Origin of the sequence: Streptomyces sp. NPDC047971, from assembly GCF_040653355.1 — a bacterium.
Taxonomy (GTDB): Bacteria; Actinomycetota; Actinomycetes; order Streptomycetales; family Streptomycetaceae; genus Streptomyces.
On sequence record NZ_JBEZNW010000012.1, the window covers coordinates 121,170 to 147,434 of the forward strand.

24 protein-coding genes and 5 tRNA genes are annotated in these 26,265 nt (G+C 70.9%); 14 read left to right on the forward strand and 15 right to left on the reverse strand.

The annotated features are described in order from the left end of the window. Positions 1-18 precede the first annotated feature (18 nt). Entirely contained in the window at positions 19-525 is a 507-nt protein-coding gene (locus tag AB0D99_RS14570) for a helix-turn-helix domain-containing protein (RefSeq protein WP_362360460.1), read from the forward strand. A 25-nt stretch (positions 526-550) separates the two neighbouring features. Then, positions 551-1,381 carry a M23 family metallopeptidase gene (locus AB0D99_RS14575; protein ID WP_362360463.1) on the forward strand — a complete coding sequence of 277 codons (831 nt, stop codon included), beginning with the start codon at positions 551-553 and terminating at the stop codon, positions 1,379-1,381. Here the strand turns inward: AB0D99_RS14575 and AB0D99_RS14580 are convergent. Beyond that, entirely contained in the window at positions 1,369-1,773 is a 405-nt protein-coding gene (locus AB0D99_RS14580) for a nuclear transport factor 2 family protein (protein ID WP_362360466.1), read from the reverse strand. The genes AB0D99_RS14575 and AB0D99_RS14580 overlap by 13 nt on opposite strands. A 77-nt stretch (positions 1,774-1,850) precedes the next feature. Here AB0D99_RS14580 and AB0D99_RS14585 point away from each other — a divergent pair, with 77 nt between their 5' ends. Further along, entirely contained in the window at positions 1,851-2,639 is a 789-nt protein-coding gene (locus tag AB0D99_RS14585; RefSeq protein ID WP_362360469.1) for a sterol carrier family protein, read from the forward strand. A gap of 57 nt (positions 2,640-2,696) precedes the next feature. Further along, the gene (locus AB0D99_RS14590) at positions 2,697-3,527 is read left to right on the forward strand and encodes an META domain-containing protein (protein WP_362360472.1); all 831 of its coding nucleotides are present in this window, start codon (positions 2,697-2,699) and stop codon (positions 3,525-3,527) included. 12 nt (positions 3,528-3,539) lie between these two features. Here the strand turns inward: AB0D99_RS14590 and AB0D99_RS14595 are convergent, their stop codons facing one another. Both AB0D99_RS14595 and AB0D99_RS14600 read right to left on the reverse strand, forming a co-directional pair. Next, complete coding sequence (locus AB0D99_RS14595) at positions 3,540-4,958, reverse strand: sulfatase-like hydrolase/transferase (protein ID WP_362360475.1); 1,419 nt, start codon at positions 4,956-4,958, stop codon at positions 3,540-3,542. 191 nt (positions 4,959-5,149) lie between these two features. Continuing rightward, positions 5,150-5,242 (reverse strand): putative leader peptide, encoded by a 93-nt coding sequence (locus AB0D99_RS14600; protein ID WP_352189727.1) that lies wholly within the window; start codon positions 5,240-5,242, stop codon positions 5,150-5,152. 306 nt (positions 5,243-5,548) lie between these two features. Here AB0D99_RS14600 and purF point away from each other — a divergent pair, with 306 nt between their 5' ends. Together purF and purM are read left to right on the forward strand one after the other, a co-directional pair. Next, positions 5,549-7,075: an amidophosphoribosyltransferase gene (gene purF, locus AB0D99_RS14605; protein ID WP_362360479.1), complete on the forward strand. Its 1,527-nt coding sequence runs from the start codon at positions 5,549-5,551 to the stop codon at positions 7,073-7,075. 46 nt (positions 7,076-7,121) lie between these two features. Further along, positions 7,122-8,195 (forward strand): phosphoribosylformylglycinamidine cyclo-ligase, encoded by a 1,074-nt coding sequence (gene purM / locus AB0D99_RS14610; protein WP_362360482.1) that lies wholly within the window; start codon positions 7,122-7,124, stop codon positions 8,193-8,195. Positions 8,196-8,327: 132 nt separating this feature from the next. Here the strand turns inward: purM and AB0D99_RS14615 are convergent, their stop codons facing one another. Both AB0D99_RS14615 and AB0D99_RS14620 read right to left on the reverse strand, forming a co-directional pair. After that, a complete protein-coding gene (locus AB0D99_RS14615) occupies positions 8,328-8,582 on the reverse strand; it encodes a DUF3073 domain-containing protein (RefSeq protein ID WP_362360485.1) in 255 nt (84 codons plus the stop codon). A 312-nt stretch (positions 8,583-8,894) separates the two neighbouring features. Further along, complete coding sequence (locus AB0D99_RS14620) at positions 8,895-9,989, reverse strand: Glu/Leu/Phe/Val dehydrogenase dimerization domain-containing protein (RefSeq protein ID WP_362360488.1); 1,095 nt, start codon at positions 9,987-9,989, stop codon at positions 8,895-8,897. Positions 9,990-10,147: 158 nt separating this feature from the next. Between AB0D99_RS14620 and AB0D99_RS14625 the strand changes: the two genes are divergently transcribed. Together AB0D99_RS14625 and bldC are read left to right on the forward strand one after the other, a co-directional pair. Beyond that, positions 10,148-11,014 (forward strand): hypothetical protein, encoded by an 867-nt coding sequence (locus tag AB0D99_RS14625; RefSeq protein WP_362360491.1) that lies wholly within the window; start codon positions 10,148-10,150, stop codon positions 11,012-11,014. Positions 11,015-11,550: 536 nt separating this feature from the next. Beyond that, entirely contained in the window at positions 11,551-11,757 is a 207-nt protein-coding gene (bldC, locus tag AB0D99_RS14630; RefSeq protein WP_003949541.1) for a developmental transcriptional regulator BldC, read from the forward strand. Positions 11,758-12,078: 321 nt separating this feature from the next. Here bldC and AB0D99_RS14635 read toward each other — a convergent pair whose 3' ends face one another. The 3 genes from AB0D99_RS14635 to hrpA all read right to left on the reverse strand — a co-directional run bounded on the left by AB0D99_RS14635 (position 12,079) and on the right by hrpA (position 16,505). Continuing rightward, positions 12,079-12,258, reverse strand: coding sequence for a DUF6274 family protein (locus tag AB0D99_RS14635; RefSeq protein WP_362360494.1), 180 nt, complete (start codon positions 12,256-12,258; stop codon positions 12,079-12,081). Between the two features lie 125 nt (positions 12,259-12,383). Further along, positions 12,384-12,457: transfer RNA gene (locus AB0D99_RS14640), tRNA-Asp, on the reverse strand. A gap of 109 nt (positions 12,458-12,566) precedes the next feature. Then, positions 12,567-16,505, reverse strand: a complete 3,939-nt coding sequence (hrpA, locus tag AB0D99_RS14645) for an ATP-dependent RNA helicase HrpA (RefSeq protein ID WP_362360497.1) — start codon at positions 16,503-16,505, stop codon at positions 12,567-12,569. 100 nt (positions 16,506-16,605) lie between these two features. On the opposite strand from hrpA, the gene AB0D99_RS14650 reads away from it, so the two are divergent. Genes AB0D99_RS14650 through AB0D99_RS14660 form a run of 3 tightly spaced genes read left to right on the forward strand, consistent with a single transcriptional unit; the run spans position 16,606 to position 18,573 of the window. Next, positions 16,606-16,953 (forward strand): hypothetical protein, encoded by a 348-nt coding sequence (locus AB0D99_RS14650; protein WP_362360500.1) that lies wholly within the window; start codon positions 16,606-16,608, stop codon positions 16,951-16,953. 58 nt (positions 16,954-17,011) lie between these two features. Then, on the forward strand, positions 17,012-17,746 hold the full coding sequence (locus tag AB0D99_RS14655) for a thioredoxin domain-containing protein (protein WP_362360503.1): 735 nt from the start codon (positions 17,012-17,014) through the stop codon (positions 17,744-17,746). After that, complete coding sequence (locus tag AB0D99_RS14660) at positions 17,743-18,573, forward strand: cytochrome c biogenesis CcdA family protein (RefSeq protein WP_362360506.1); 831 nt, start codon at positions 17,743-17,745, stop codon at positions 18,571-18,573. The genes AB0D99_RS14655 and AB0D99_RS14660 overlap by 4 nt, the downstream gene beginning before the upstream one ends. A gap of 114 nt (positions 18,574-18,687) precedes the next feature. On the opposite strand, the gene AB0D99_RS14665 is transcribed toward AB0D99_RS14660, so the two are convergent. The 4 genes from AB0D99_RS14665 to AB0D99_RS14680 form a co-directional block, all read right to left on the reverse strand. Then, positions 18,688-18,761: transfer RNA gene (locus AB0D99_RS14665), tRNA-Phe, on the reverse strand. Positions 18,762-18,783: 22 nt separating this feature from the next. Next, a tRNA-Asp gene (locus AB0D99_RS14670) sits at positions 18,784-18,857 on the reverse strand. Between the two features lie 39 nt (positions 18,858-18,896). Continuing rightward, positions 18,897-18,969 (reverse strand) — tRNA-Glu (locus tag AB0D99_RS14675). Positions 18,970-19,078: 109 nt separating this feature from the next. After that, the gene (locus AB0D99_RS14680; protein WP_362360509.1) at positions 19,079-19,429 is read right to left on the reverse strand and encodes a metallopeptidase family protein; all 351 of its coding nucleotides are present in this window, start codon (positions 19,427-19,429) and stop codon (positions 19,079-19,081) included. Positions 19,430-19,685: 256 nt separating this feature from the next. On the opposite strand from AB0D99_RS14680, the gene AB0D99_RS14685 reads away from it, so the two are divergent. Together AB0D99_RS14685 and AB0D99_RS14690 are read left to right on the forward strand one after the other, a co-directional pair. Continuing rightward, on the forward strand, positions 19,686-20,207 hold the full coding sequence (locus AB0D99_RS14685; RefSeq protein WP_362360512.1) for a hypothetical protein: 522 nt from the start codon (positions 19,686-19,688) through the stop codon (positions 20,205-20,207). A 200-nt stretch (positions 20,208-20,407) separates the two neighbouring features. After that, on the forward strand, positions 20,408-22,609 hold the full coding sequence (locus AB0D99_RS14690) for a DEAD/DEAH box helicase (RefSeq protein WP_362360515.1): 2,202 nt from the start codon (positions 20,408-20,410) through the stop codon (positions 22,607-22,609). Between the two features lie 110 nt (positions 22,610-22,719). On the opposite strand, the gene AB0D99_RS14695 is transcribed toward AB0D99_RS14690, so the two are convergent. Beyond that, on the reverse strand, positions 22,720-24,579 hold the full coding sequence (locus AB0D99_RS14695; RefSeq protein ID WP_362360518.1) for a VWA domain-containing protein: 1,860 nt from the start codon (positions 24,577-24,579) through the stop codon (positions 22,720-22,722). Positions 24,580-25,135: 556 nt separating this feature from the next. Here AB0D99_RS14695 and AB0D99_RS14700 point away from each other — a divergent pair. Beyond that, a tRNA-Lys gene (locus AB0D99_RS14700) sits at positions 25,136-25,208 on the forward strand. 62 nt (positions 25,209-25,270) lie between these two features. On the opposite strand, the gene AB0D99_RS14705 is transcribed toward AB0D99_RS14700, so the two are convergent. Then, positions 25,271-25,483, reverse strand: a complete 213-nt coding sequence (locus tag AB0D99_RS14705) for a DUF4287 domain-containing protein (protein WP_362360521.1) — start codon at positions 25,481-25,483, stop codon at positions 25,271-25,273. Positions 25,484-25,551: 68 nt separating this feature from the next. Further along, positions 25,552-26,214 (reverse strand): DUF998 domain-containing protein, encoded by a 663-nt coding sequence (locus AB0D99_RS14710; protein ID WP_362360524.1) that lies wholly within the window; start codon positions 26,212-26,214, stop codon positions 25,552-25,554. Positions 26,215-26,265: the final 51 nt, after the last annotated feature.

The following is a 26,265-nucleotide window of genomic DNA, read 5'->3' on the forward strand; positions in this document are numbered from 1 at the left end:
ATTACGTAATCTCTACACATGGAGCTGGAAGAGCGGGTCGCCGAGCTGGAACGCCGGATGGCGGCCCTGGAGGGCGCCGAGCGCCCCGCACCCGAGACCGTGGACGCCACCTTCTGGGCCCTGGAAGGGCTCAAGGCGCAGCTGGTGGAGGCGGGGGCGCGGGGCGAGGACGGCGCCGTGCTCTTCACGGGATCGGTGCGACTGCCGACCCAGGAGCGGTACGAGTGGCAGTTCGGCGCCTTCGCCGAGCGGCTGTTCGACGAGGAGTGGGCCGAGACCGCCGACTCCTTCGCGGCGCTCGGTCATCCCGTACGGCTGCGGCTGCTGCGGGAGATCATCGGCGGCCGGCGCACCGCCGCCGAGCTGGCGGAGCTGGAGGAGATCGGCACGACCGGCCAGATCTACCACCACCTGCGCCAGCTGACCGCCGCCGGCTGGCTCCACACCATCGGCCGTGGTCGCTACGAGGTCCCGGGAGCCCGGGTCGTCCCGCTCCTGGTGGTGCTCACCGCCGCCCGGCCGTAACCGCGATCGTTCAGGGGGAACGTCCATGTCGTCACGTAAGACCGCGGTGGTCCTCCACCGCACGCTCTGGCTGGTGTTCGTCGTGCAGGCGATCGCCTCGGTCCTCGTCGACCTGCCCTATCCGTACGCGGTGGGCTGGCTGCCGGCGATCGCCGCGGCGGCGCTCGGGATCACGCTCGCCAGGACCGCGGGCGGCCGGGTCAGGGCCGCGGCGCGGGCCACGGTCGAGGTGGATCCGCCGGTCACCGGTGCCTGGTCCGCGCTCAACAGCCCGGCGGACCGGACGCCCAGCCACGGCACCCACCAGCTCGGCCAGACGTACGCCATCGACATCGTGGCGGAGGACGAGGCGCGGCCCCGGCCGCCCTTCGCCCGGCTGTGGCCGGTGTTCCGCCGGAGCGAGGACTTCCCGGCCTTCGGCGCGCCGCTGCTCGCGGTCGCCGACGGGACCGTCGTCCACGCCGAGGACGGCCAGCGGGACCACCTCAGCCGCAACTCGCTGCCGGCCCTGGCCTATCTGATGCTGGTCGAGTCGACCGTCCGGGCGCTCTCGGGAGCCCGCCGGGTCACCGGCAACCACCTCGTCCTCGATCTCGGGGACGGCACGTACGCGATGTACGCGCATCTGCAGCGCGGCTCGCTCGGCGTCCGCGCGGGCGAGCGGGTGGTGGCCGGCCAGGAGCTGGCCCGGTGCGGCAACTCCGGCAATTCCACCGAGCCGCACGTGCACTTCCAGCTGATGGACGGCCCCGACCTGGACACGGCGCGGGGCGTGCCGTTCACCTGGCGCGGTGTCGGTGTGCCGAGGAACGGGGAGACGTTCGTGGCGGGGCGGGACTCCGCCTACTCGGCCTGACCCCAGAAGGCGTCGTTGTCGGCCATGCTCTCGACGCACTCGTCGACGTCGGTGATCTTGCCGCCGACGATGGTGAAGAAGAGAGCGCCGTGCATCTCGATACCGCGGTCGCCGCGGTCGGCGTGGAACTTGTGGGCCGCTATCGCGTGGCCGCGGCCGTCGACGGTGATGCTTTCGAGCTCCACCCGCATGGTGCCGTCGGTGAGCGCGCCGAGCTGCTGGTAGTAGGCGATGCAGTTGTCCACACCCTTGTGGTGTCCGGATATCCGGTTGTCGCCCGGTGCGTGGTGCGTGCAGTCCGAGGTCATCAGCGACCGGATGGTGTCCATGTCTCCCTGGGTGAACGCTTCGTAGCCCCGGCGGACCAGGACGGTGTCAGGGTGCTCGGCCATGGCTGATCGACCCCTCTCCTGCGTGTGGCTGTCTGCTGGAAGCCCTCCCTCTTCAGTCTCCGACTACCCTCGCCCCCATGCCACCGGCCAAGAAGCGCACCCGCAGCTACGACTCCGCCAAGACGCGGGCCGCCGTGCTCGCCCAGTTCCGGAACGTCCGCGAGGGGCTGCTCGCGCTCTCGCCCGAGCAGCTCGACGGGCCGACCCGGCTGGGGGAGTGGACCGTACGGGAGCTGGCGGCGCACATCGCGTGGATGGTCGACTCCGTCCCGCACTGCCTGGGGATGCCCGAGCCGGCGAAGCAGGAACTCGCCCTGCTCGACTGGCCGTTCGCGACCGCTTCCGGCGCCGGGCGGATCGACGAGCACACCCGGGGGATCGACTCCTCCGATCTGCCGGCGCTGTACGAGCGGACGCTGGAGGCGTACGAGGAGGGGATCGCGGGCGCCGGTGACGACCGGCTCCTTCCGATCAGCTTCGGCGCCATGCGGCTGGCGGACTTCCTGGTGACCCGCACCGTCGAACTCGTCGTCCACACCGACGACCTCAACGCGGCGACCGGACTGGATGTCCCGTACGACCGGCAGGCCCTGGCCGCCTGCACCCGGCTGCTCGCCGACGCGCTCGCGGTGAAGGCCCCGGGCGGCGCCGTCGAGGTGCGGATCCCCCCTTACGCGGTCGTGCAGTGCGTGGAGGGACCGCGGCACACCCGCGGCACTCCGCCCAACGTCGTCGAGACCGACCCGCTGACCTGGATCCGCCTCGCCACCGGCCGTGTCGACTGGCCGGAGGCGCTCGACGGGGCACGGGTCAGCGCGAGCGGGGAGCGGGCCGACCTCTCCGCGCTGCTTCCGCTCATGGGCTGACGGGCACTGTCCGGTACGGGGGCGGAACCGTCCGTACCGCTCGCCCGTCCCATCCCCATGCTGAAGACACGTCCCATCGCAGCCACCGCAGTCCTGGCCTCGCTCGTCGTGCTCTCGGCGTGCGGCACCGAGAAGGCCGGATCCGATCCGGGCGCCGGTACCGTCGCCCCGGACGTGCCGGTCACCGGAGTCCACTGGGCCTTCGACACGGTCACCGTGGCCGGCAAGGAGACCCGGGCGCCCGACGGCGCCCACATCGAGATCGCCGCGAACGGCCGGGCATCGGGGAACAGCGGGTGCAACGGCTTCGGCGCCGAGGTGTCGGTCGAGGGAGACAAGGTCACCGTCAAGCAGGGCCAGGGCACCGAGATGGCGTGTCCGGGCGAGCAGGGCGCCTTCGAGGCCGTGCTCCAGAAGGTCTTCGCCGGTTCGCTGAAGGCCCGCCTGGACGGCGACCGGCTCACCCTCACCTCGGACGACGGAAAGAACGTCGTCGCGCTGACGTCCGAGCCGCCCGCCCCGCTGAACGGCACCACGTGGAGCGTCGACTCCCTGGTCTCCGGCCAGACGGCCTCCTCGCTGCCCAAGGGCAGCGAGGGCAAGGCCGACTTCGTCATCGACAAGGACGGCCGGATCCGCGGCAACCTGGGCTGCAACCGGTTCACGGCCTCGGCGAAGGTCACCGCGGAGACCCTCACCGTCACCGGACCGGTCGCGACCACGCGCATGATCTGCTCCGGCCCTCAGATGGAGCTGGAGACGAAGCTGTACGAGCTCCTCGACGGACCGCTCTCGTACGAGCTGCGCCACCGCACGCTGACCCTCACCGGCGCCGACGGCAAGGGGTTCGCCGCGACCGCGAAGCCGGCCGCGACCGCGACGCCTTAGGGCCTCAGGGGCTCAGGAGCCGTAGGGCAGCAGACCGGCGTCCGTCCGTTCCCACGCCGCCCGGAGTTCGGCGAGCCGCTCCCGCTCGTACGGGGCCCGGTCCGCCTGCTCGCGGGCGTCCTCGGACAGCCGGAAGAGTTGGTCGCGGCCGCTCTTGCCGCGGTAGTACTTCCAGTCGCCGCGGCGCAGCGCCCGCTCGCCCCGCACCCGCCAGAACAGGTCACGCTCGGCCACCCGCTCGCCGCGCAGCAGGTGGCCGGCGAGGCTGGTGCCGTCCAGCGGGTAGGCGGGGTGCGGGCGGGCCCCGGCCAGTTCGAGCAGGGTCGCCGTCCAGTCGGGGGTGTACACCGGCAGATCGCTGACCTGCCCGCCGTCGATCCGGGCGGGCCAGCGCAGGAGGGACGGCACACGGATGCCGCCCTCCTGGAGGGAGCCCTTGTTCCCCGCGAGCGGCCAGTTGTAGGAGAAGCGCTCGCCGCCGTTGTCGCTGGCGAAGAAGACGAGCGTGTCCTCCTCCTGTCCCGAGCGCCTCAGCGCCCGCAGGACCTCGCCCACCGACCGGTCCAGGTCCTCGACCATCTCCTTGTACTTCTCGATCGAGCCGCCGTCCTGATGCCAGAGGGCGGAGCGGTCGCCGGCCTTGATCCGCCGGACGATCTCGGCGCTCGTCTCCTCGTCGCCGTCGGCGATCCACGGCCAGTGGGGCGTGGTGAAGTTCAGGTTGAGCAGCCAGGGCTTCTCCTGGTCACGGGCCACGTACTCGCTCGCCCGCTCGGTCAGGATCCGGGTGTAGTAGCGCAGGTCCTTGTACTGGGCGTCCCCCTCGTACAGGTCGTACTCGCCGCCGAGGCCGAGCTTGGAGTAGTACTCCAGGGCGCCGCCGAAGTTGCCGAAGAACTCGTCCCAGCCCGAGCGGGTGGGGGAGTAGTCCGGTAGATAGCCGCAGTGCCACTTGCCGATGAGGGCGGTGGCGTAGCCGGCGTCGCTCAGCCGGGAGGCGAGCGTGGGGTGGTTCGGCTCCAGGCCGACGGACTTGTCGGCGATCGGCTCGGCGAGCCCACCCTTCGTACGGCCGGGGAAGCGGCCCGTGTAGAGGCTGAAGCGGGTCGGGGAGCAGGTCGCGGAACCGGAGTAGGCGTTCGTGAAGCGGACGCCCTGGCGGGCGAGGCGGTCCAGGTGCGGGGTCCGGATGTGCGGGGAGCCGTAGGAGGACAGATCGGCCCAGCCGAGGTCGTCGGCCAGGATGAAGAGGATGTTCGGTCGCCGGGAGTGCCGTCCGCGAGCGGCCCGGAACGGCCTCTCCCCGGCCTGCGGCCGGTCGGCGGCGGCCTGTGCGGTGCCGGTGCCGGCCCCCAGCGCGCCGGTGGCGGCGGCTCCGACGGCTGCCCCGCCGAAGGCGCGTCGCGACAGGGGGATCTTGGGCGTGGGCATGGGGGCTCCTTGACGGGTGCGGGGTGCGGGAAGGCGCGGGCGGGCCCGGACGGGCGCGGCGGCGCGGGACGGCGCGCGGCGGCGCGGGACGGACGCGGGCCGTGGCTCAGGAAGGGGCGCCCCGGACGCCGCGCAGGCGGCGGCCGCGGGGATCCGTGCGGACTCCCGCGATCAGGGGCGCGTGGGTGGGATCAGGCGCAGCGACAGATGGCGCTGGCGACACGGACGAGGTCCACGTGTCGGCGCGCGACGAGGGTGACCGCACGGTCACGCACAGGCTGCATGGCGGGGAGCCTGGCCCAGAGCGCGTGCACCTGTCAACGGCCGTCCCAGTCCCCGGAACGCCCCTCTCCGGGCACCCGTCCGCGAGAAGCGGCCCGCCGGGTGCGACTCCCGTCACACTCCCGGCCCGCCCGGGGTCCCGTACGAGCGTCCGCTTGCGTTCCCGTGCGCGGGCAGGACCCCGCTCCCGCCTGGGCGAGAGGGTGTCTACGCACGTCAATCGATCAGTTCGTACGATCCCACGACTACGGCGACCTCCGGATTTCCCCAATTCGGACCAGTGGTCGACCTCGCCTACACTCGGAGGCGTGCCACGTGGTGACGGTCGACTCAATCACGATCTGCTCCCCGGCGAGAAAGGCCCCCAGGACGCTTGTGGCGTCTTCGGTGTCTGGGCTCCGGGTGAAGAGGTCGCAAAGCTCACGTACTTCGGGCTCTACGCCCTCCAGCATCGGGGTCAGGAATCCGCGGGAATCGCGGTCAGCAACGGCTCCCAGATCCTCGTCTTCAAGGACATGGGCCTCGTGTCCCAGGTCTTCGACGAGACCTCTCTCGGTTCCCTCCAAGGTCATATCGCGGTCGGTCACGCCCGCTACTCGACCACGGGTGCCTCCGTGTGGGAGAACGCGCAGCCGACGTTCCGGGCGACCGCCCACGGCTCCATCGCGCTCGGCCACAACGGCAACCTGGTGAACACGGCGCAGCTCGCCGAGATGGTCGCTGACCTGCCCAAGCAGGAAGGCCGCACGACCCGCGTCGCGGCCACCAACGACACCGATCTCCTGACCGCGCTGCTCGCCGCCCAGGTCGACGACGACGGCAAGCCGCTCACGATCGAGGAGGCGGCCGCGAAGGTCCTTCCCGATGTCCGGGGCGCCTTCTCGCTCGTCTTCATGGACGAGCACACCCTCTACGCGGCCCGCGACCCGCAGGGCATCCGCCCGCTGGTCCTCGGCCGCCTGGAGCGCGGCTGGGTCGTCGCCTCCGAGTCCGCCGCCCTCGACATCTGCGGCGCCAGCTTCGTCCGCGAGGTCGAGCCCGGCGAGCTGATCGCGATCGACGAGAACGGCATCCGCACCTCGCGATTCGCGGAAGCGAAGCCCAAGGGCTGTGTCTTCGAGTACGTGTACCTGGCCCGCCCGGACACGGACATCGCCGGCCGCAACGTCTACCTCTCCCGCGTCGAGATGGGCCGCCGCCTCGCCGCCGAGGCCCCGGTCGAGGCCGATCTGGTCATAGCGACGCCGGAGTCCGGCACCCCGGCCGCGATCGGATACGCGGAGGCCTCCGGCATCCCGTTCGGCGCCGGTCTGGTGAAGAACGCCTACGTGGGCCGGACCTTCATCCAGCCCTCGCAGACCATCCGCCAGCTGGGCATCCGGCTGAAGCTGAACCCCCTCAAGGAAGTCATCAAGGGGAAGCGGCTCGTGGTCGTCGACGACTCGATCGTCCGCGGCAACACCCAGCGCGCCCTCGTCCGGATGCTCCGCGAGGCGGGCGCCGCGGAGGTCCACATCCGGATCTCCTCCCCGCCCGTGAAGTGGCCGTGCTTCTTCGGCATCGACTTCGCCACCCGCGCGGAGCTGATCGCCAACGGCATGTCCGTCGAGGAGATCGGCAAGTCGCTCGGCGCGGACTCGCTCTCGTACATCTCCATCGACGGGATGATCGAGGCGACCACCATCGACAAGCCGAACCTCTGCCGGGCCTGCTTCGACGGCGAGTACCCGATGGAGCTTCCGGACCCCCAGCTGCTCGGCAAGCAGCTCCTGGAGACCGAGCTCGCCGCCGGTCCGGCCGCCACCGCGGCCGCCGACGCGCTGCGCCGCCCGTAAGACCCCGCTGCAGACCCGCAGTAACACGACACGAAAGTTCTTCAGCATGCCTGAGACCACCGGTGCCAGCTACGCCTCTGCGGGCGTCGACATCGAGGCGGGCGACCGCGCCGTCGAGCTCATGAAGGAGTGGGTGAAGAAGACGCAGCGCCCCGAGGTCGCCGGCCTCGGTGGCCTCGGCGGCTTCGCCGGCCTCTTCGACGCCTCCGCCCTCAAGCGCTACGAGCGTCCGCTGCTCGCCTCCGCCACCGACGGTGTCGGCACGAAGGTCGACATCGCCCGCCAGATGGGTGTCTACGACACCATCGGCCACGACCTGGTCGCGATGGTCATGGACGACATCGTCGTCTGCGGCGCCGAGCCGCTCTTCATGACCGACTACATCTGCGTCGGCAAGGTCCACCCCGAGCGGGTCGCCGCCATCGTCAAGGGCATCGCCGAGGGCTGCGTCCTGGCCGGCACCGCCCTGGTCGGCGGCGAGACCGCCGAGCACCCCGGCCTTCTCGGCCCGGACGACTTCGACGTCGCCGGCGCCGGCACGGGCGTGGTGGAGGCGGACCGGTTGCTCGGCCCCGATCGCATCCGTACGGGTGACGCCGTCATCGCGATGGAGTCCTCCGGCCTTCACTCCAACGGGTACTCGCTCGTCCGGCACGTGGTCTTCGACCGCGCCGGCATGACCCTCGACCAGCGTGTCGAGGAACTCGGCCGGACCCTGGGCGAGGAGCTCCTGGAGCCCACCAAGATCTACTCGCTGGACTGCCTGGCGCTCACCCGGACCACCGAGGTGCACGCCTTCAGCCACATCACCGGTGGTGGCCTGGCCGCCAACCTGGCGCGGGTCATCCCGGACGGGCTGCACGCCACGGTGGACCGCTCGACGTGGACCCCGGGCGCCATCTTCGAGCTGGTCGGCAAGGCCGGCAAGGTCGAGCGCCTCGAGCTGGAGAAGACCCTGAACATGGGCGTCGGCATGATGGCCGTCGTGCCGGCCGAGTCCGTGGACGTGGCCCTGGCGACCCTGGAGGACCGGGGCGTCGACGCCTGGGTCGCGGGTGAGATCACCGAGCGCGGCGACCGCACGACCGGTGCCGAGCTGGTCGGCGACTACGCGGTCTGACACGTTCGATCGGATGGGCGGGCCTTGGTGCCCGCCCGATCTGCTCTCCGCCGGAGCGTCTCGCGAACGCACAGAAACCCGGTCCGGGTGGCCCGGACCGGGTTCTGTGGTGAAGCAGCGCTGTTTAAGAGGTCAAGCGCGACGCTGGGACGCGTCGGGACCGGACTCGTCGTCCTCGTCCTCGTCGTCCGTGTTGTAGAGATCCGCGTACTGCGCGTACGGGTCGTCTTCCTCGTCGTCGTCCTCGAACGGCTCGCCATTCGGCGGCTGGCTCGAAGTCGAAGCGCCCAGCTCGCTGGCCAGACGCGACAGGTCAGTCCCGCCGCTGCTGTACTTCAGCTGGCGGGCGACCTTCGTCTGCTTGGCCTTTGCCCGGCCGCGCCCCATGGCTCGACCCCCTCGGTGACGGGGCTCGACGGCCCCAGAGTCTTGACACGCGTTCATGATTCGGAACGGGCTCTCGACAGAGAGACCGGTCCGTAGGGCTTCAACGGTACCTGCTTCCGTGGCCATACGGTACGCCGCACGCATCACATGACCCGGTACAGAACCATCGAGGTGCCCTGTCCTCGCTGGTCAATCGCGATTTTAACCTCTTCTTGAGGGCCGACCCGCCGACCGGGGTGAGTCATCTCTCGATTGGGGTGAACCTACAAAGTTCACCCTTGGGAGCGCCCCGCGGGCCGGCCCTGTCAAGAATCAGCCGCGGCGAGCCTCGGCCATCCGCTGCTCGGCGATCCGGTCGGCGGCGGCGGCCGGCGGGATGCCGTCCGACTTCGCACGAGCGAAGATCTCGAGGGTGGTGTCGAAGATCTTCGTGGCCTTGGCCTTGCACCGGTCGAAGTCGAAGCCGTGGAGCTCGTCGGCGACCTGGATCACGCCACCGGCGTTGACCACGTAGTCGGGCGCGTAGAGGATGCCGCGGTCCGCGACGTCCTTCTCGACGCCGGGGTGGGCGAGCTGGTTGTTGGCCGCGCCGCAGACGATCTTCGCGGTGAGGACCGGCACGGTCTCGTCGTTCAGGGCGCCGCCGAGCGCACACGGCGCGTAGATGTCGAGGCCCTCGACGCGGATCAGCTCGTCGGTGTCCGCGACGACCTTGACCTGCGGGAACCTGTCCGTGATCCGGCGGATCGACTCCTCGCGGACGTCGGTGATCCACACCTCCGCGCCGTCGGACAGAAGGTGCTCCACCAGGTAGTGACCGACCTTGCCGACACCCGCGACGCCGACCTTGCGGTCGCGCAGCGTGGGGTCGCCCCAGAGGGTCTGCGCGGAGGCGCGCATGCCCTGGAAGACGCCGAAGGCGGTGAGGACCGAGGAGTCGCCCGCGCCGCCGTTCTCGGGGGAGCGGCCGGTGGTCCACCGGTTGGTGCGTGCCACGACGTCCATGTCGGCGACGTAGGTGCCGACGTCGCAGGCCGTCACGTAGCGGCCGCCGAGGGAGGCGACCATGCGTCCGTAGGCGAGCAGCAGCTCCTCGGACTTGATCTTCTCGGGGTCGCCGATGATGACGGCCTTGCCGCCGCCGTGGTCGAGGCCGGCCATGGCGTTCTTGTACGACATGCCCCGGGAGAGGTTCAGCGCGTCGGCGACTGCCTCGCCCTCGGTGGCGTACGGGTAGAACCGGGTGCCGCCGAGGGCGGGGCCCAGGGCGGTGGAGTGGAGGGCGATGACGGCCTTGAGGCCGGAGGCGCGGTCCTGGCAGAGCACGACTTGCTCGTGGCCACCCTGTTCCGACTGGAACAGGGTGTGCAGTACGTCAGCAGCAGGAACGCCGGTCACATCGGTCACGGTGGTGACTCCCAAGTACGAAGCGGCGGTTACGCCGGTCCCCCCTGCGGGTGGTGGCGGGACCGGTTCGGCAAGAGAGTAAGTCCTACGCGTGCGTAGATCTGCCGCAGTGCTCAGGATCACCCACTCCCGGAGTATCGCCGTGGAAGGATCGCGACATGTCGGTCGCCTCCTCGATCCTCGTCCCGTACGCCTCCTATCTGCGGGTCTACGAGCCGCTGGTGGCCTTTCCCGAGCCGGAGCGCAGACATTGGGCCCGGTACGCGGCCCGGACGGACACCCCGACGGCCCAGGACGAACTGCGTCGCTCGCTGGCGGACTTGGTGCCGACCCCGCCGGTCCCGGTGCCGGTCCACGAGAGCGGTGACGCCTTCGTCGCGGATCTCGACGGGGTGGTCGTGATCTGCCCGTGGCGGACCCGGATGCGGGGCTGGCTGGCCCTGGAGGAGCTGGGGCGGGCGCGGGAGGCCGAGCCGGGACGTTCGCTGCCCGGGGTGGTGCTCGACGCGATGCTGCCGCCCGTGGTGCGCGCCCAGGTGGCGGCGGACCACGAACGCTGGCGGGAGCGGAACCCGGACGCGCGTCCGTGGATCCGTACGGCGGTGTGGCAGGTGCCGGTGCGCTGGTTCACGCTCTTCGCGGACGAGGAGCGGGAGTACGTGCCCGGGGACGCGGGGAAGCCGACGGTGTTCCGCTACCGGACGCCGATGGTGCAGGCGCGGCGGCGGCTGGCGCGGGCGCTGCGGGCGCTGCGGGAGTCGATCGACGAGGGTCCGCTGACGGAGGGTCTGGTCGAGGTGGGCCGGTGGCTGGAGGAGTTCCACCCGCGGGCGCTGGTGGAGCTGGACTACGGCGGCCTGGTGCACGCGGTGCCGGCGGAGAGGCTGGCGGAGGACCGCTCGGCGGCGGATGTGGCCGAGGGGATTGCGGCGCTGCGGGACGGCGACGGGGAGGGCGCGAGCGAGGCGTACGGGCGGCTCGCGGAGCGCTGGCGGGAGGTCCGGAACCTGCAGTTCGCCAATTGACCATCGACAGGACATGTCCGGCTGATGTAAATGATCATCTAGCGCCGCGGGTCCTTGGTGGGTCCTTGGGGGGACCTTGGTGAGTCCGTGGCGGGACGTAGGTCCCGATCCGGGCCTTTGGCTCAAGCGTGACGGACAGCACTTACCGCGCCCTTGCGTCCATCGCCCTCCCTCGTGCCAAAATAGGACAAGGAGTCCGGGGAGGGTTCCTTCCGTCCAAGTATGGGCGGAACGCTCAGCATTGCACTCTATGGGGGGTCTGAGGACTCCTGATCGCTCTGTGACTGATCGTCACAGTGGCGTGACTGTCCGTTATGGCATGGTCCATCGACTTCCGCCGCTGATGAACACCTGCGAGGGCAATTCCATCGGTTTGGCCGACGTGGCTGGACGGATGGTGTAGTTGTAGTGCCGAGGACAAGCCGTTCGTCCTATAACCGACTCGGCCCGCTTCTGCCATTTCGGGCAACGCGGGTCAAGGTGCAGAATTTAGAGGAAAGAACCGAGAAGGTTCGGTTCTCCCGAGGAGGCCGCTCATGACCGCTCGCACCCCTGATGCCGAGCCGCTGCTGACCCCCGCCGAGGTTGCCACGATGTTCCGCGTGGACCCGAAGACGGTGACCCGTTGGGCGAAGGCAGGAAAGCTCACGTCCATCCGCACGCTGGGTGGACACCGCCGGTACCGCGAGGCTGAGGTCCGCGCCCTGCTGGCGGGCATTCCGCAGCAGCGCAGCGAGGCCTGAGGTACGCGCAACACCCCGCTCCACCGGGCATCTCCGGGTCCCCCAACCTGGATCGCCCACCCAAGCACTGCCGACGGGCGCCTGCCCCAACAGGCTCTTCGTCACTGATCGCGCTGGACTCCGCCGGGTCCAGCGCGATCTTTTTTGTGCCCGATCACGCCTGTCGGAGTCTGGTGCAATTGCACATATTAAATGGGGCACATGTAGGGAGGGTGTAAGTGAACCGGTTTCTGAAACTCGTTCGGTGACTCCCGTCACACTGGCCAAGTCTTGCCAACGAACAGCCTCCCACTCCCGCGGCGGGCTCCAACCCGCCGTTGGTCATGGGCTGGTGGGACTTTCGTCCTCGGCGCGCTCCAGCTCGATGGCGAGCGCCAGGAGGCGATGGCAGACCGAACACTGCCGTGTGACGTGCCCGTAGCGGGACGCGGCCGCCAGATGGGCGCGCAGCAGCGCGCGTATCTCGTGTCTCGACTCACGTGCTGCGGATGCCGCGGCCATGCGCGACCACCTCCTGTGGGCCCCCGATTCCCTGATGTCCGGGGTACCGGCGCCCGGCGGGCCGCGTCAATACACGGGAACGCAACAAAGAAGGCCCGCACCGAACGGTGCGGGCCTTCTGGAAGCGATCCTGACGGGACTTGAACCCGCGACCTCCACCTTGACAGGGTGGCGAGCTAACCAACTGCTCCACAGGACCTTGCTCGCAGCCTCGTGTGGGGCTGCGAGGAAGACTGTACAGCAGGTCAGAGGGTGAGGTCGAACCGGCGCAAGGCGACACTCCCGGCCGGGGGCCGGCGGAGTCGCCGTCAGGGCGCGAGGGCGTCGATGGCCTTCACGATCCGCTTGTCCGAGACCGGGTACGCCGTGCCCAGGGCATGGGCGAAATAGCTGACCCGGAGCTCCTCGACCATCCACCGGACGTCGGTGACCTCCTTCGGCACCGGATGCCCCTTCGGGAGCTGTTCGAGCAGCCAGGCGTACTCGTCCTGCATCTCGTGGACCTTCTCCATGCGCGTGGTGTCCCGCTGGACGCCCGTGGGCATCTGCTGCAGACGCCGGTCCACCGCCACCAGATAGCGCATCAGGTCCGGCAGCCGCCCCAGCCCGGTCTTCGTGACGAAGCCGGCCGGCATCAGCCACGCCAGCTGCTCGCGCACGTCGGCCAGGTTCCGCATGAGGGCCAGGCTGTTCGTGGCCTTCAGACGCCGCTCACAGGCCTGCCAGGCCGCCAGGATCTGCTGGACCTGGCCCACCGTGCGGACGGTCGTGTCGACGAGGTCCGCGCGGACCTTGTCGTACAGCTTCCGGAAGGACTCCTCGTCCCAGACCGGACCGCCGTGGTCGGCGATCAGCTTGTCGGCGGCGGCGGTCGCGCAGTCGTCGAAGAGCGCCTGGATCGAGCCGTGCGGGTTCCGGGACAGGGCGAGCTTCTGCTGGTTGGTGAGCTTGTCCGAGGCGAACTTCGCCGGGTTCACCGGGATGTTCAGCAGGATCAGCTTCCGGGTGCCGCGCCACATCGCCTGCGCCTGCTCGGCCTCCGTGTCGAAGAGCCGTACGGAGACGGTGTCGCCGGAGTCGACGAGCGCCGGGTACGCCTTGACCGGCTGCCCGGCCCGCTTGGTCTCGAAGACCTTCGTGAGCGTGCCGATCGTCCACTCCGTGAGCCCCGTGCGCTCCAGGGACTGCCCGGAGCCGTCCGGGCCCGCCGTGGCCGCCGCAGCGGCCTTGGAGAGGGCCTGGCGGGCCTTGGGGCGCAGCTTCAGCTTCAGCGCCTCCAGGTCCTTGTCCTCGGCCAGCTTGCGGCGCCGCTCGTCGACGATCCGGAAGGTGATCTTCAGGTGGTCGGGGACGCGGGACAGGTCGAAGTCCTCCGGCGAGACCGGTACTCCGCCCATGCGGTGCAGCTCACGGGCGAGCGTCACCGGCAGCGGCTCCTGGCGGGGCACGGCCGAGTCGAGGAACCGGGTCGCGAAGTTCGGCGCCGGTACGTAGTTGCGGCGGATCGGCTTCGGGAGCGAGCGGATCAGCTCCGTGACGACCTCCTCCCGCAGGCCCGGGATCTGCCAGTCGAAGCCCTCGTCCGTGACCTGGTTGAGGACCTGAAGCGGGACGTGGACGGTCACACCGTCGGCGTCGGCGCCCGGCTCGAACTGGTACGTCACCCGGAACTTCAGCGGTCCCTGCCGCCAGGAGTCCGGATAGTCGTCCTTCGTGACCCCGGCGGCCTTCTCGTTGATGAGCATCTCGCGCTCGAAGTCGAGGAACTCCGGTTCCTCACGGCGCTTGTGCTTCCACCAGGAGTCGAAGTGCGCGCCCGACACGACGTGTTCGGGCACCCGCTTGTCGTAGAAGTCGAAGAGCGTCTCGTCGTCGACCAGGATGTCCCGGCGCCGCGCCCGGTGCTCCAGCTCCTCGACCTCGGTGAGGAGCTTGCGGTTGTCGGCGAAGAACTTGTGGTGCGTGCGCCAGTCGCCCTCGACGAGCGCGTTGCGGATGAAGAGGTCGCGGCTCGCCTCGGGGTCGATCCGGCCGTAGTTCACCTTGCGGTCGGTGACGATCGGCACGCCGTAGAGCGTGACCTTCTCGATCGCCATCACGGCAGCCTGGTCCTTCTCCCAGTGCGGCTCGCTGTACGTCTTCTTGATCAGGTGCTGGGCGAGCGGCTCGATCCACTCCGGCTCGATCCTGGCGTTGACCCGGGCCCACAGGCGCGAGGTCTCCACCAGCTCGGCCGACATGATGAAGCGCGGGGGCTTCTTGAAGAGCGCCGAACCCGGGAAGACCGCGAACTTTGCGCTGCGGGCGCCCAGGTACTCGTTCTTCGCGCCCTCCTTCACGTCCTTCATGCCGATGTGGCTCAGCAGGCCGGCGAGGAGCGAGGTGTGCACGGACTGCTCCGGCGCGTCCTCCTCGTTGAGATGGATCCCCATCTGCTTGGCGACCGTGCGCAGCTGCGCGTAGATGTCCTGCCACTCGCGGATGCGCAGGAAGTTCAGGTACTCCTGCTTGCACATCCGGCGGAACGAGGACGAGCCGCGCTCCTTCTGCTGCTCGCGGATGTAGCGCCAGAGGTTGAGGAAGGCGAGGAAGTCGCTGGTCTCGTCCTTGAAGCGGGCGTGCTGCTGGTCGGCCTGGGCCTGCTTCTCGGCGGGGCGCTCGCGCGGGTCCTGGATGGAGAGCGCGGCCGCGATGACCATGACCTCGCGTACGCAGCCGTTCTTGTCGGCCTCCAGGACCATGCGGGCCAGGCGGGGGTCGACGGGGAGCTGGGAGAGCTTGCGGCCCTGCTGGGTCAGCCGCTTCTTCGGGTCCTTCTCGGCCGGGTTCAGCGCGCCGAGCTCCTGGAGGAGCTGCACGCCGTCCCGGATGTTGCGGTGGTCCGGCGGGTCGATGAAGGGGAACTTCTCGATCTCTCCGAGGCCGGCCGCGGTCATCTGGAGGATGACGGAGGCCAGGTTCGTCCGGAGGATCTCGGCGTCCGTGAACTCCGGGCGGGTGAGGAAGTCGTCCTCGGAGTAGAGCCGGATGCAGATGCCGTCGGAGGTACGGCCGCAGCGGCCCTTGCGCTGGTTGGCGCTGGCCTGGCTGACCGGCTCGATCGGCAGGCGCTGGACCTTGGTCCGGTGGGAGTAGCGGGAGATGCGGGCCGTGCCCGGATCGATCACGTACTTGATGCCGGGGACGGTCAGCGAGGTCTCGGCCACGTTGGTGGCGAGGACGATCCGGCGGCCGGTGTGCGCCTGGAAGACGCGGTGCTGCTCGGCATGCGAGAGGCGGGCGTAGAGGGGGAGGACCTCGGTGTTGAAGAGCTTCTTCTTGAGCAGCGCGTCCGCGGTGTCGCGGATCTCCCGCTCGCCGGAGAGGAAGACCAGGATGTCGCCCGGCCCTTCCTTCTGCAGCTCGTCGACGGCGTCGCAGATCGCGGTGATCTGGTCGCGGTCCGACTCCTCGGAGTCCTCCTCCAGGAGGGGGCGGTAGCGGACCTCGACCGGGTACGTACGGCCGCTGACCTCGACGATCGGCGCGTCGCGGAAGTGGCGGGAGAAGCGCTCGGGGTCGATGGTCGCGGAGGTGATGACGACCTTGAGGTCGGGGCGCTTGGGCAGCAGCTGGGCCAGATAGCCCAGCAGGAAGTCGATGTTGAGGGACCGCTCGTGGGCCTCGTCGATGATGATCGTGTCGTAGGCGCGCAGCTCGCGGTCCGTCTGGATCTCGGCGAGCAGGATGCCGTCGGTCATCAGCTTCACGAAGGTCGCGTCGGGGTTCACCTGGTCGGTGAAGCGGACCTTCCAGCCGACGGCCTCGCCCAGCGGCGTCCTCAGCTCCTCCGCGACCCGTTCGGCGACCGTGCGGGCGGCGATCCGGCGCGGCTGGGTGTGGCCGATCATGCCGCGGACGCCCCGGCCGAGCTCCAGACAGATCTTGGGGATCTGCGTCGTCTTTCCGGAGCCCGTCTCACCGGCGACGATCACGACCTGGTGGTCGCGTATCGCCTCCAGGATCGCGTCCTTCTTCTGCGAGACGGGCAGCTGCTCGGGATACGTGACCGCGGGCACGCGGGAGGCCCGCCCGTCGACGCGCTCCTTGGCCTGGCCGGCCTCGGCGGCGATCTCGTCCAGGACGGCCTCACGGGCCTCGGGCTTGCGGATGCGGCGGGCGCCCTCGAGGCGGCGGCCGAGCCGGTGGGCGTCCCGCAGCGAGACCTCGGCCAGGACGGACTGGAGGGCGGCGAAGGAAGTAGACATACGGAATCCAGGATCGCACCCCGGGCCGAGAACGGGCGAACCGATTTCCCCGGGGTCCGGCCCGTAATATTTCGGGCACGTCGAGCCGAGAGGTACCCCCATGTCCCGCACCGTCCGCGCGCTCGCGGCGCTCGCCGCGCTGGTGGGAGTGGTGCTCGGGGTCCTGGCGTGCGGGACGACGACGGCCGTGGCGAGCACCGCCGTGGTCGTGGACGCGGGGAGCGCGTCGCCGGGCTGCGGCCAGGGTCACACCGCCGACGGAGCCGCCCGGCCGGCCACGCCGCCGCGCCCGAACGGCTTCGGTGAGCTGCTGCCCGCCCTGGCGGGGGAGCGGACGGCGGGCGGGGTCTGGGGCGCCGACCCGGCACCACGGAACCCGCTGCCGGGTCCCGAGCCACCGGAGCTCGTGCCGCCGTCACCCGTGGAACTGTCGATCCTGCGCGTGTAGAGGGCCGGCCGCCGTCGCCGTCAGTCCTCTCTCCCGTCGTGCTCAGGAGCCTTTCCGCATGTCCCAGTCCCAGTCCAAGTCCAAGCCGATCCTGGTCGTCTCCGGGGTGGCCGTAGCCGCCGCGCTCCTCGGAGTCGTCTCGTACACCGCGACCAAGCCCGCGTCCGGGGGCTCGTCGGGCCCGTCGTCCGTCGCCGAGGTCTCCGCCGACCCGGCCGGCGGCGTCTATCCGGAGCTGGAGGCGTACGCCCGCCGCGACGCCTCCGACAAGCTGGCCCTGGGGCGGGCCGACGCACCCGTCGTCCTGATCGAGTACGCCGACTTCAAGTGCGGCTACTGCGGGAAGTTCGCCCGTGACACCGAGCCCGAGCTGATCAGGAAGTACGTCGACAACGGCACACTGCGCATCGAATGGCGGAACTTCCCGATCTTCGGGGAGGAGTCGGAGGCGGCCGCCCGGGCGTCGTGGGCGGCCGGGCAGCAGGGCCGGTTCTGGGAGTTCCACAAGGCCGCGTACGCCGACGGCGCGAAGGAGAAGGGCTTCGGCGAGGAGCGGCTGACCGCGCTCGCCAGGGAGGCGGGAGTCCCCGACCTCGCCCGCTTCGCGAAGGACACGAACGGCGCCGCGGCACGGGCGGCGGTCGGCAAGGACCAGGAGCAGGGGTACTCGCTGGGCGCGACCTCGACCCCGTCGTTCCTGGTCAACGGACGGCCGATCGCGGGCGCGCAGCCGATCGAGACCTTCACGGAGGCGATCGAAGCGGCCGCGAAGGCGGCGAAGGGGAACCGATGACCTCCGACATCGGCTATCTGGCCGCGTTCCTCGGGGGGCTCCTCGCCCTGCTCAGCCCGTGCAGCGCCCTGCTGCTCCCGGCCTTCTTCGCGTACTCGATCGACTCGACGAGCCGGCTCCTCGCCCGTACCGGGATCTTCTACGCCGGGCTGGCCACCACGCTCGTCCCGCTCGGCGCGGCCGGTTCGTTCGCCGGACGGCTCTTCTACGGGCACCGGGACCTGCTCGTGGCGCTCGGCGGCTGGACGATCATCGTGCTCGGTGTGCTCCAGATCCTCGGGTTGGGCTTCGCCTCGCGACGCCTCGCCGAGGTCAGCGGCCGGATCCGCCCCACGACGGCGGTCTCCGTGTACGCCCTCGGGCTGGTCTACGGCCTCGCCGGCTTCTGCGCGGGCCCGATCCTCGGCAGCGTCCTGACCGTGGCGGCGCTGAGCGGAAGCCCGGCGTACGGCGGGCTGCTCCTGGCGGTGTACGCGCTGGGCATGGCGGTGCCGCTCTTCCTCATGGCGCTGGTCTGGGAGCGGTACGAGCTGGGCCGGCGGCGCTGGCTGCGCGGGCGGACGGTCCGCGCAGGCCGTTTCGAGCTGCACACGACCTCGCTGCTCTCGGGGCTCTTCTTCGTCGTGCTCGGCACGCTCTTCCTGGTCTTCGACGGCACGACCGCGCTGCCGGGGCTCCTGTCGGTGGACGACTCGTTCGCGGTGGAGGAGCGGGTGGGGTCGTTGAGCCGTTCGGTGCCCGACTGGGTCCTGCTGGCGGCCGTCGTCGCGGTGGTGGCGGTGGTGCTCGCGGCCAGGGCGTGGCGGGCGCGCCGACGCGCGGTCTGAGGTGGGGGGGGCGCCCGGTCCGCCGACCGGGTGCCCCGCCCTTTCCTTCCGGCGGCCGCCCCGCGGTGCGCACACGAAGAAGGCCCCGTTCTTTCGAACGGGGCCTTCTCTCTGTGGCTGGGGCCGGGGTCGAACCGGCGACCTATCGCTTTTCAGGCGATCGCTCGTACCAACTGAGCTACCCAGCCACGAGACTGTTTCCAGCCTCAGCGATCCTGACGGGACTTGAACCCGCGACCTCCACCTTGACAGGGTGGCGAGCTAACCAACTGCTCCACAGGACCTTGCGTTGTGCGAGCACTAGTCTCGCACAGGATGTTGCGTGCCCCCAACGGGATTCGAACCCGTGCTACCGCCTTGAAAGGGCGGCGTCCTGGGCCACTAGACGATGAGGGCTAGGGGCTCACCTGCGCGCTTCGCAGCGCGTCGGGGACGTGAGAAGCATATGGGATGGCGGCCGCTATCGCCAAAACGGTTTACGCCGGGGCCCGGACCGCCGCTCCCGTCAGCCCCAGCCCAGCTCGTGGAGCCGCTCGTCGTCGATGCCGAAATGGTGGGCGATCTCGTGGACCACGGTCACCGCGACCTCGTGGACGACGTCCTCCCGGCTCTCGCAGTAGCGCAGGGTGGGGCCCATGTAGATGGAGATGCGGTCCGGCAGGACACCGGCGTACCACTCCCCCCGCTCGGTGAGCGGCGTTCCCTCGTAGAGCCCGAGGAGCTCGGGGTCCGAGGGGTCGGGTTCGTCCTCCACGAACACGGCCACGTTGTCCATGACCCGCGTGAGTTCCGGCGGGATCGTGTCGAGGGCCTCGGCCACCAGCTCTTCGAACGCGTCGCGTGTCATCTCCAGCACACCGCCATTGTCCGTGACGGGCGCCCCCTCGCGGGGCGCAGGGCCGAAGGGATCGCGGAGCGACTCGGGTGCCGGGGTTCGTCCCGGGGGCGTGTCCCAGGCGGGGCGAAGGGAGTTGGGCAGCGAAACGCGTTCCCTTCCTGGCTTTTCCGCCCCTTGTGTCCTGGAGGTGCCCTCCGTGCGCCCTTTGCCCACCCGTGTGAGATGGGCCGCCGCCGCGCTGGCGGTCGCCGCCTGCGCCGGTATGAGCGGCTGTATGAGTGTGAGTGACGAGGGCGCGAAGCCGGCGCCCAGCAAGTCCGCGGGGAAGCAGGGCGTGGCGGCCGAGTCGGACGGCGGGGTCGGGGTGTCGGGCCGGCACGGCGGGAGCGGCGGTTCGGGCGGGAGGAGCGGGCCGGACGCGGACGGCGCCGGGTCGGCGTCGCCGGTCCCGAGCGGGTCCGCGTCGCCCTCCGGCAAGCCTGCTCCGGCCGCGCCGGTGGGCCCGGGGGGCAAGCCGCAGCCGGGCCAGGAGCCCGGTGGGGCGGGTGGGGCCGGTGGGCCCAGTGCGCCGGGTGGCGAGGTCACGCCACCGCCGGTCGACCCGCCGGAGCCGACGCCCACGCCGACCCCCGAACCGGAGCCGGAGCCGACCCCGAGTTCCGAGCCGACCTCCGAGCCGACCGGAGCCCCCACCTCGACTCCGGGCGCGGACACCCACATGGGTGCCATGAAGGCGGCGGACGGGCCCGGTGCCTCGGTGGAGCCGGAGGCATCGCCGCAGGTGGGACCGGTGTGATGGAGTCCGGTTTGCCATAGGTGGGGGAGGGTGCGTATGGTGGTAGATCGTTTGATCCCATTGCCCGGCGCCGACACAGAAGAGCGCCGCGTGGCGCGTACTCTCCCTAGCCGTGGCTGGACCGCATTGAGGCGGTCGATTTGCGATTTTCACGGAGTTGACGGGCGCGTGCCGAGACTCCGGAAGGTTTCGCATTTCGCATGTCCATTTTCAGTTCTGACCACGCCGTCATGCCCGAGAGCGACGAGATCGTCGAGGCCCTTGAGGCCACCGAGACCGTCGAGACCGAGGCTTCCGACGCCGCCGAGGCCGAGTCCTCCGAGCCCACCGTCACCTTCGCCGACCTGGGCCTGCCCGAGGGCGTCGTGCGCAAGCTCGCGCAGAACGGCGTGACCACCCCCTTCCCGATCCAGGCGGCGACCATCCCGGACGCCCTGGCCGGCAAGGACATCCTCGGCCGTGGCCGCACCGGCTCCGGCAAGACCCTCTCCTTCGGTCTGCCGACCCTGGCCCAGCTGGCCGGCGGCCACACCGAGAAGAAGAAGCCCCGCGCGGTCATCCTCACCCCGACCCGTGAGCTCGCGATGCAGGTCGCGGACGCCCTCCAGCCGTACGGCGACGTGCTCGGCCTGAAGATCAAGGTCGTCTGCGGCGGTACGTCCATGGGCAACCAGATCTACGCCCTGGAGCGCGGCGTCGACATCCTCGTCGCCACCCCGGGCCGACTGCGCGACATCATCAACCGTGGCGCCTGCTCCCTGGAGAACGTCCAGGTCGCCGTCCTCGACGAGGCCGACCAGATGTCCGACCTGGGCTTCCTGCCCGAGGTCACCGAGCTGCTCGACCAGGTCCCCGAGGGCGGCCAGCGCATGCTCTTCTCCGCCACCATGGAGAACGAGATCGGCACCCTGGTCAAGCGCTACCTGAACGACCCGGTCAGCCACGAGGTCGACAGCGCCCAGGGCAACGTCACCACCATGAGCCACCACGTCCTCGTCGTGAAGCCGAAGGACAAGGCGCCGGTCACGGCCGCCATCGCCGCCCGCAAGGGCCGCACGATCATCTTCGTCCGCACCCAGCTGGGTGCCGACCGCATCGCCGAGCAGCTGGTCGAGGCCGGCGTGAAGGCCGACGCGCTGCACGGCGGCATGACCCAGGGCGCCCGTACCCGCGTCCTCGCCGACTTCAAGGACGGCTACGTCAACGCGCTGGTCGCCACCGACGTCGCCGCCCGCGGCATCCACGTCGACGGCATCGACCTGGTCCTGAACGTGGACCCGGCCGGTGACCACAAGGACTACCTGCACCGCTCGGGCCGTACGGCCCGTGCCGGCCGCTCCGGCGTCGTGGTCTCCCTGGCCCTGCCGCACCAGCGCCGTCAGATCTTCCGTCTGATGGAGGACGCGGGCGTCGACGCCTCGCGTCACATCGTGGGCGGCGCGGGCGCGTTCGACCCGGAGGTCGCGGAGATCACCGGCGCGCGTTCGCTCACCGAGGTCCAGGCCGACTCCGCCAACAACGCGGCCAAGCAGGCCGAGCGCGAGGTCGCCGACCTCACCAAGCAGCTGGAGCGTCTGACGCGCCGCGCCGCCGAGCTCCGCGAGGAGGCCGACCGTCTGGTCGCCCGTTCCGCGCGCGAGCGGGGCGAGGACCCGGAGGCCGCTGTCGCCGAGGTGACGGAGGCCGCCGAGGCCGAGGTCGCCGCGGCCGTCGTCGCGTCCGAGCCGGTCCAGGAGCGCCGCGAGGAGCAGCGCCCGGCGTTCCGCGACGAGCGGGGCAACTACGAGCGTCGTGACCGCGGTGGCGACCGTGGCGGCTTCCGCCGCGACGACCGTCGTGACGACCGCGGTGGCGACCGTGGCGGCTTCCGCCGCGACGACCGCGGTGGCCGTTCCTTCGAGCGTCGTGACAACGACCGTGGCGGCTTCCGCCGCGACGACCGCCCCTCCGGCGGCTTCCGTCGCGACGACCGTCCGTCGGGCGGCTTCAACCGTGACGACCGTGGCGGCCGTTCCTTCAACCGCGACGACCGTCCGTCCGGCGGCTTCCGCCGTGACAACGAGCGTCGGGACAACGACCGTGGCGGCTTCCGTCGCGACGACCGTCCCTCCGGCGGCTTCAACCGTGACGACCGTGGCGGCCGTTCCTTCAACCGCGACGACCGTCCGTCCGGCGGCTTCCGCCGTGACGACCGTCCCTCCGGCGGCCACCGCGGCAGCGACCGTCCGTTCAACCGCGACCGCCGTGACGACCGTCCCTCGGGCGGCTACCGCTCCGGTGGCGGCGACCGCCCGTACGGCCGTCGTGACGACCACCGCGGCGGCGACCACCGCGGCACCGGCTCGACCGGCGGCTCCTTCGGCCGCCGCGACGACAAGCCGCGCTGGAAGCGCAACGGCTGACATCGCGTAGAACGCAGGACAGGGCCCGTACGACACGTCGGTGTCGTACGGGCCCTGTCGCGTTCTGCGCACGGCGGCCTTCCGCCGCGGCCTCGTGGGCGCGGTGGTGGTCAGGCCCCGCGGCGCCTCAGGGCGTAGAAGGCCACACCGCCGAGCAGGAGGACCCCGGCGCCGATGCCGACGGGCAGCGCGAGCTTCGCCCACGCCGATTCGTCGTCCCGGGCGGCCGTCGTGTCGCCGGTCCCGCCCTTTCCGTCGGTGCCGCCCTGCTCGCCGGCCCCGTCCGCGCCGGAGGGAGAGGTGCCCTGGGCCGCGCTGTCGCCGAAGAAGAACACCGGGCCGGTTCCGGGACGCGCCGTGCCGGAGACGTCCACGGTCAGCGAGATCGGTACGACGACGCCCCTCGCCTTGTCGTCCGGCTCGGCGACCTGTGCCTGGATGTAGTACGTGCCGGGCACGTCGTACCCCTGGGAGCCGCCGCTCTGCCCGTCTCCCGGCTCGGTGATCTCCCAGGGCCCGCAGACCCGCTCGAAGTGCCCGGTCCGGCCCGCGAGGAGCTCGGTCAGGTCGTGGTCCTTGTTGCACGGCGTCGACGTGCGCTGGGCGTTGTAGACGGTGACGCTCCATCCGGTCCCGGCGGCGGAGTTGGGGAAGTCGGCCGGGATGTCCACGCCGCCCTTGACCGTCAGCTTCTGGCCCGCCTTCAGCTCCACCCGCCAGAACGGGGCCTCACCGACGGCGATCGACTGACGGTGGGTGCCCGGTCCGATCGGGGTGGCGCTGTTGAAGGAGAAGCCGCCCTCGGCGTCCGCCCCGGTGCGCGGCCGCGGGGTCGGCGCGCCGGCCCCCTGGGTGGTCTTGTCGGCGATGCCGACGAGCAGCTCGACCGGCATCGGCTTGTCGCCGGACCGGGTCACCTCGTTCTCGACCAGGATGCAGCCGATGTCGTTCGGCGCGGGCGTCTCGTCGCCCGATCCGGGCTCGCTGCGGCCGCCGGCGGAGATGATGTTCGCCCAGCCCATCGACTGATCGAACTCCCGCAGCCAGGCGCGGGGTTCGCCGTCGCCCGCGGGGCCGGCGGCGACGGCGATGAGGGAACCGCGCGAGTACCCCTCCTCGGCGACGGCGGTGGCGCTCACCTGCAGCCGCTGGTCCGGCCGCTTCTTGACCCTGTAGTAGAGGTCGCGCCCCCCGGTGAAGCTGTCCAGGTACTGGCCGGGCGTGACCAGCGGAGCGTTCCGGCAGCCGTCGAGGGAACCCTCGACGGGCTTTCCTGTGGCCTGGTAGGTCCGCCAGCCCTTGCGGAACAGGGCGCCCAGACCGGCGGTCAGCGAGTCGGCGTCGTCGGCGTCCGCGTACGACCCGTCGGTCACGTCGGCGATGCACTTCAGCTGCGCACGTGCCGAGGAGGGTGTCCGGAATCCGACCACGTCCACGGCGAGGTCGATGCCCTGCGTCTTGAGTTCGCGGGCCACCTCGCACGGCGGCGGTGGGGCACAGGTGTCGTCGCCGTCCGAGACGAGCACGATGCGGCGCTTCCCGCTCGTGCCGAGGTCCTCGGCCGCCTCGCGCAGCGCGACGCCGATCGGTGTGAACCCCACCCCCTTGAAGCCCGCGACGCGCTTCTTGGCGTCGGCGCGCGCCGCCCGGTCCATCGCCGCGACGGGCAGGACCTGCTGCGTGTCGGCGCAGCCGCGCTTCTCGTCCTTGCCGGGGTAGGTGGCGCCGTAGACGCGCAGTCCCAGCGGGGCTTCCTCGGGTGCGGTGTCGATGATCCGGGTGACCGCCTGTTTGGCGGCGGCGAGGCGCGTCTGGCCTCCGGCGTCGTTCTTGTTCATCGAACCGGACAGGTCGAGAACCAGGTTGATCTTGGCGGGCTCCGGCGCCTCGGGTGCCGCGGGGGTGGCGCTCGCGGTCGCGGCCGGCGAGAGGAGCGCGGCCAGCAGCAGCGAGGAAACGGCGGCGAGCATGCGTCGTCGGTGTGGTCTCGGATGCATGAAGGTGATCTCCAGGAGATTCGTCTGTCGGGCCCTGCGGCACGTGCCGGCCGGGGGAACGGGTGCTCGGACGGTGGGACGCGTTTGTCGGGCCGGGGGGCCGGCGGGGCCGCTGTCGGAGTCGGCTGGACCGTCGGGCCCTGGGGGCTCGACGGTCCGAACCGCGTTGCCGGGCAACGGTCTTGGTGCGCGGTGTCGAACTCGAATGCTTCGACGATAAGCAGATGCGAACGGTTCCAAGATCCCCGAACAATCCGTGGATCTGGCTCCTTTCGGCCGTCGAGCTCAGGGCATCGTTTCGATCGCAATCACTTTTGCGTCGCCTGCGCGTGCCACGGCGGGCCAGGGTCCGGGCCCGGACGGGCGGCATCGCCCGCGGGGACGCCGTGCGCCGCGCCGAGTCCGTGGAAGCCGTGGGCGCGGCCCCGTTCGGCGTCGGCGTCGGCGCGTCACGTCCACCGACGAGCCGTGTCGGATACCCGATCGGTTCCGGGGATCTATGCGGCTATGCTCGGGGGTGATGTGCCGAGGGCCGTTAGCTCAATTGGCAGAGCAGCGGACTTTTAATCCGTTGGTTGTGGGTTCGAGTCCCACACGGCCTACATCAGCCGAAGCGCCCCACCCGGTTCCGACCGGGTGGGGCGCTTCGACGTGTCTGAGCGGGCTACTCGCCGCTGTCCTCGGCACGGGTGTGGGCGACGAGGGCGTTGGCGTGGCCGTGCCCCAGGCCGTGTTCGGTCTTGAGCCAGGAGACGAGCTCCATGTGCTTCGTCAGCGGGGAGGAGCGGATGAGGGTCTTCCACTCGGAGATCGGGCGACCGTACTTCTTCTCGATCGAGGGGAAGTAGGAGGCGGGGCCCTTCACGGCGTCGGTCATGGCGGTGTCCCGTTTCGTCGGTGGGTGGTCGTGGTCGTGTCGAGGATGGCCAGGGCCTCGCGGCCCGGCTATTCGGTGCGTGTGTCCGTGGTCAGACGGGCCGTCACCGCGGTCAGCCACAGCAGGCCGAGGCCCGCGCCCGCGGTGAAGGCGAGGACGGAGACGGCGGAGCCCGCGAAGCCGGCGAGGACGACGACGGGTACGAGGCGTGAGGCCAGGGCCCAGCCGCGGTGGCCGCGGGCGGCGAGCGGTCGGGCCAGGACGAGGAACGCGGCGCACAGCGCGAGGTAGCCGACCATCCCGCCGGCCATGTGGGCCGCGCCGTGCGCGCTCATCGCGGGGACCGCCTCGGGGGCGCCGACCGGGAACCCCGCGCCCGCGTCGGCCGGGAAGGCCGCAGCGGCCAGGAACGAGACGCCGAACACGCCCACGAGGACCGGGGCCCAGGTCCCGCCCGGCCCTCTTCGCAGGGACGCGCGCAGCCCGACCGCCCCCGCGGTCAGCAGGGCGCCGGCGAGCAGGAAGTTCACGGTCTGGATCCAGCCCGCGTCGCCGAGGGCGAGCTGGCTGATCGCGTTGTGGCCGAAGCGGAAGCCCTCGCGTGCGAGCCCCTGGACGACGCCCGCGCCGAGGAACAGGGGGCCCGCCACCATGGCACTCGTGAGCAGCGCCCTCGTCGCCGAACGCGGAACGGCCACGGACTGGTGCGGGGTGCCGAGCGTGTGGGTCATGACGCGCCTTCCTCGTTTCGGTCCTGTCGCGGGTATGACCGACCGCGAGCG

Bases quoted from the DNA above. Each gene is read 5' to 3' on its own strand.
- AB0D99_RS14570 (WP_362360460.1), top strand. From the start codon at position 19: ATGGAGCTGGAAGAGCGGGTCGCCGAGCTGGAACGCCGGATGGCGGCC.
- AB0D99_RS14575 (WP_362360463.1), top strand. From the start codon at position 551: ATGTCGTCACGTAAGACCGCGGTGGTCCTCCACCGCACGCTCTGGCTG.
- AB0D99_RS14580 (WP_362360466.1), bottom strand. From the start codon at position 1,773: ATGGCCGAGCACCCTGACACCGTCCTGGTCCGCCGGGGCTACGAAGCG.
- AB0D99_RS14585 (WP_362360469.1), top strand. From the start codon at position 1,851: ATGCCACCGGCCAAGAAGCGCACCCGCAGCTACGACTCCGCCAAGACG.
- AB0D99_RS14590 (WP_362360472.1), top strand. From the start codon at position 2,697: ATGCTGAAGACACGTCCCATCGCAGCCACCGCAGTCCTGGCCTCGCTC.
- AB0D99_RS14595 (WP_362360475.1), bottom strand. From the start codon at position 4,958: ATGCCCACGCCCAAGATCCCCCTGTCGCGACGCGCCTTCGGCGGGGCA.
- AB0D99_RS14600 (WP_352189727.1), bottom strand. From the start codon at position 5,242: ATGCAGCCTGTGCGTGACCGTGCGGTCACCCTCGTCGCGCGCCGACAC.
- purM (WP_362360482.1), top strand. From the start codon at position 7,122: ATGCCTGAGACCACCGGTGCCAGCTACGCCTCTGCGGGCGTCGACATC.
- AB0D99_RS14615 (WP_362360485.1), bottom strand. From the start codon at position 8,582: ATGGGGCGCGGCCGGGCAAAGGCCAAGCAGACGAAGGTCGCCCGCCAG.
- AB0D99_RS14625 (WP_362360491.1), top strand. From the start codon at position 10,148: ATGTCGGTCGCCTCCTCGATCCTCGTCCCGTACGCCTCCTATCTGCGG.
- bldC (WP_003949541.1), top strand. From the start codon at position 11,551: ATGACCGCTCGCACCCCTGATGCCGAGCCGCTGCTGACCCCCGCCGAG.
- AB0D99_RS14635 (WP_362360494.1), bottom strand. From the start codon at position 12,258: ATGGCCGCGGCATCCGCAGCACGTGAGTCGAGACACGAGATACGCGCG.
- hrpA (WP_362360497.1), bottom strand. From the start codon at position 16,505: ATGTCTACTTCCTTCGCCGCCCTCCAGTCCGTCCTGGCCGAGGTCTCG.
- AB0D99_RS14650 (WP_362360500.1), top strand. From the start codon at position 16,606: ATGTCCCGCACCGTCCGCGCGCTCGCGGCGCTCGCCGCGCTGGTGGGA.
- AB0D99_RS14655 (WP_362360503.1), top strand. From the start codon at position 17,012: ATGTCCCAGTCCCAGTCCAAGTCCAAGCCGATCCTGGTCGTCTCCGGG.
- AB0D99_RS14660 (WP_362360506.1), top strand. From the start codon at position 17,743: ATGACCTCCGACATCGGCTATCTGGCCGCGTTCCTCGGGGGGCTCCTC.
- AB0D99_RS14685 (WP_362360512.1), top strand. From the start codon at position 19,686: ATGAGTGTGAGTGACGAGGGCGCGAAGCCGGCGCCCAGCAAGTCCGCG.
- AB0D99_RS14690 (WP_362360515.1), top strand. From the start codon at position 20,408: ATGTCCATTTTCAGTTCTGACCACGCCGTCATGCCCGAGAGCGACGAG.
- AB0D99_RS14695 (WP_362360518.1), bottom strand. From the start codon at position 24,579: ATGCTCGCCGCCGTTTCCTCGCTGCTGCTGGCCGCGCTCCTCTCGCCG.
- AB0D99_RS14705 (WP_362360521.1), bottom strand. From the start codon at position 25,483: ATGACCGACGCCGTGAAGGGCCCCGCCTCCTACTTCCCCTCGATCGAG.
- AB0D99_RS14710 (WP_362360524.1), bottom strand. From the start codon at position 26,214: ATGACCCACACGCTCGGCACCCCGCACCAGTCCGTGGCCGTTCCGCGT.